Origin of the sequence: Halopseudomonas pelagia CL-AP6 (assembly GCF_000410875.1) — a bacterium.
Taxonomy (GTDB): domain Bacteria; phylum Pseudomonadota; class Gammaproteobacteria; order Pseudomonadales; family Pseudomonadaceae; genus Halopseudomonas; species Halopseudomonas pelagia.
Window position 1 is genome coordinate 1 of the sequence record NZ_AROI01000056.1, and the last position, 2,945, is coordinate 2,945.

The window sequence follows — 2,945 nt, forward strand, 5'->3', positions numbered from 1 at the left end:
TGGTCTGGCGGAAAGCGACATAGCCTGGTTGGGCGCGCGCAGATTATCGCAGATTGGGGAGGTGAGTTGTGTGAGCCAGTCGGCAAAATGGGTCGGGTGGATTGAGCGAAAGGTCAATCAGATCAAGGGGATATGTGCGCAAGAAGTTGCGCAGATGGGGTTTTGGATGGGCTTGGGTGATGGCTGTGACTATGCGATTGGTCACAATCCCAACCAGAAACAAAAAAGCCCGCCGGGGAGGCGGGCTCTGGTACAGACGCAGGGGGCACCGGCTAGCGATACCCTGACGCGCTTTACTCTATAGACGAACGCGGTGCTACGCGCTGGTCGTTGTTGGAAATGGTCACTTCCACCCGACGGTTCTGCGCCCGGCTGGATGCCGAATCGTTGCTGGCGACGGGGTACTGCTCGCCGTAGCCGACTACCTGAACCCGCTGGGCACTAACACCCGCACGGGTCAATGCACGGAGCACGGACTCGGCGCGGCGCTGAGACAGCTGCTGGTTATAGGAAGCGGCACCGGTACTGTCGGTATAGCCCTCTACCACCAGTTGGCGCTCGGGATTGTCATTGAGAAAATTGGCCAGTTTCTGCACGTCGCGCGTGCCTGACGGCTTCAGCTCGGACTTGTCGACGTCGAACAGCACGTCGCCCAATGTAACCAGCGTACCGCGCGCGGTCTGCTTGGCCTTCAGCTCGTCCTGCAACTTGCGGATCTGCTCCTCGCGTGACGCCAACTGCTGTTCACTGGACTTCAGCTGCTGCTGACTCGATTGCAATTGCTGCTCACGTGACGACAGTTGAGCTTCAGCGCGCTTGGCAGCGGACTGCTCCAAATCCGCCTCTGCGGTCCGCAAAGCGATGGTCTGCTCGGCCAGCTCAATGCGGCGCTGAGCCACATAAGAGAGTTGGTCGACTTGCTTCTTGTCACCATTTTCAAAGGCGCGGCTGGCCTGATCGACAGCCTTGCCAGCGTCTTCGGTCTCCAGCGCGGCCATCTGGCTGGCGCGGGGGTCACTTTGCAGTTGGGTATATTGGGCTTGAGCCTGCTGCAGGTTGCTGTTGGGCTGCGAAGCACAAGCAGACAGGCCGATGGCCGCGGCGAGCACGGTGGAAATAGTCATTAATTTGTTCATAACAGGTAATCCTTGGGTGAAGGCGATGGGGAAGGGGACGTCTTGATCACTGAGCGCTGCGCATACCCTCTTCACGCAGATCCTCAATCCCCTGGCTAGCGTCCTTCAGGGCCTTTTGCGTCTTGGCAGCCCGCGCCTTGCGCTCGGCAACACGTGCATCCCACTCAGCTTGCTCAGCGAGTACGCGTGCCTTGTCATAATCCTTTTCCTGCATGGCCATTTCGGCCTGCTTCCACTTTTCCCGCGCGGAACGCATCTCCACCGCGGAGTACTCGGTAGCCTCGGCACTGACCGCAGCGTTTACGGCTGATTCGGTCAGGGCGAACTGTGCAGTTGGGGGATTACCTGCGCAACCCACTAACAACAGGCCACCCAACGCCACAGCCGCTAGCAGGGGCAGTCGGATATGCGATAGGGGATTTTTGATGGTGTTCATGTTCATGATCAGTCTCCAATGGAAATCTCGCCTGACGGATCAGAACAGCGGCCGCAAGCATTATGTGATTCATTGCCTGATCTTCTGCTTCCGGGCCGGACATACACGAATTACTGGCACTGCATTAGACACCTTATTCTAATAATCGGCTCAGTTATTTATTTAATGGCCCGAAAATCGATACAAAACAAGCGGCATCTGACCGGTCCAGCTAGCTCTGGTACCCTGTAAGCCCTAAATAACGCTATCCGTATTTCCGAAAAAAACCGAGGTACCGCATGATCTGGACTGTTTATTTATCCGGTGAGATTCATACCGATTGGCGCGATCAGGTTCAAGCCGGCGCAGAAGCCGCCGGGTTGCCGGTAGAGTTCACCGCGCCTGTTACCCACCACGAGTCCAGCGATGCCGCCGGCGATATGCTGGGCAAGCCCGATGTACCCTTCTGGCGCGACCACCAGTCCGCCAAGGTCAACGGTATTCGCACCAAGACGCTGCTGGAGCAGTGCGATGTGGCCGTGATCCGCTTTGGCGACAAGTACAAACAGTGGAACGCCGCCTTCGATGCCGGCTACTGCGCCGCGATGGGTACGCCCTACATTACGCTGCACGATGAAGACATCATCCATCCGCTGAAGGAAGTGGACGCAGCGGCGATGGCATGGGCACAGACACCCGAGCAGGTGGTCGAGGTATTGAAGTACGTTACTTCAGCCAGATAAAATCGTTAATTTATAGAACCTGCATAGAACCTGCATAGAACCTGCATAGAACCTGTATAGAACCCGTGTTGCTGGAGCCTATTACCTTGTACCTGCCCGAGCACTTTGCTGAAGATCGGCCCGATCAACTGCACGCCTTGATGCGCGCCTACCCGCTGGGCGCGCTGGTGATGCACACAGACGCCGGGCTGGATGCTAACCACATACCCTTTGAGCTCTTGGCAGAGCAGGGCGCGCACGGCGTGCTGCAAGGCCATATCGCTCGCGCCAATCCTCTGCTGCAGCAAGTCATCGACGGCGCGCCCGTACTGGTGATCTTTCAGGGGCCGCACGGCTATATCTCACCCAACTGGTACCCCAGCAAGCACGAAACCCACCGCCAGGTGCCGACCTGGAATTATCAGGTAGTGCATGCCCACGGCCGCATTCGCCTGCGTGACGACGAGCGCTTCGTCCGCGGTCTGGTAGCACGGTTGACCCGTGAACATGAAGCCCAGGCCGGGCCCGAACGCCCCTGGAAGATGACCGACTCCAGCCCGGACTATATCAGTGAGATGCTGGCGAAAATTGTCGGTATCGAGATCGAGATTGAACGCTTGGTGGGTAAGTTCAAGCTGAGCCAGAACAAGGCTGCTGCGGATGTGGCGGGGG

At 57.9% G+C, this 2,945-nt stretch carries 5 protein-coding genes; 3 read left to right on the forward strand and 2 right to left on the reverse strand.

Annotated elements, in window-relative coordinates:
* A partial coding sequence (locus tag K787_RS25670) for a hypothetical protein (protein WP_040641281.1) occupies positions 1-304 on the forward strand: 304 nt, incomplete at its 5' end.
* Here K787_RS25670 and K787_RS0121305 read toward each other — a convergent pair.
* Together K787_RS0121305 and K787_RS0121310 are read right to left on the reverse strand one after the other, a co-directional pair.
* Positions 294-1,136 carry an OmpA family protein gene (locus K787_RS0121305; protein WP_022964811.1) on the reverse strand — a complete coding sequence of 281 codons (843 nt, stop codon included), beginning with the start codon at positions 1,134-1,136 and terminating at the stop codon, positions 294-296. The genes K787_RS25670 and K787_RS0121305 overlap by 11 nt on opposite strands.
* Positions 1,137-1,182: 46 nt before the next feature.
* Complete coding sequence (locus tag K787_RS0121310) at positions 1,183-1,578, reverse strand: DUF4398 domain-containing protein (RefSeq protein WP_022964812.1); 396 nt, start codon at positions 1,576-1,578, stop codon at positions 1,183-1,185.
* Positions 1,579-1,850: 272 nt separating this feature from the next.
* Here K787_RS0121310 and K787_RS0121315 point away from each other — a divergent pair, with 272 nt between their 5' ends.
* On the forward strand, positions 1,851-2,294 hold the full coding sequence (locus tag K787_RS0121315; protein WP_022964813.1) for a YtoQ family protein: 444 nt from the start codon (positions 1,851-1,853) through the stop codon (positions 2,292-2,294).
* Positions 2,295-2,380: 86 nt separating this feature from the next.
* On the forward strand, positions 2,381-2,945 hold a 565-nt coding region (locus tag K787_RS0121320), incomplete at its 3' end, for an FMN-binding negative transcriptional regulator (protein WP_028615184.1).

Coding starts and splice junctions, on each gene's coding strand:
- K787_RS0121310 (WP_022964812.1), bottom strand. CDS start 1,578: ATGAACATGAACACCATCAAAAATCCCCTATCGCATATCCGACTGCCC.
- K787_RS0121315 (WP_022964813.1), top strand. CDS start 1,851: ATGATCTGGACTGTTTATTTATCCGGTGAGATTCATACCGATTGGCGC.
- K787_RS0121305 (WP_022964811.1), bottom strand. CDS start 1,136: ATGAACAAATTAATGACTATTTCCACCGTGCTCGCCGCGGCCATCGGC.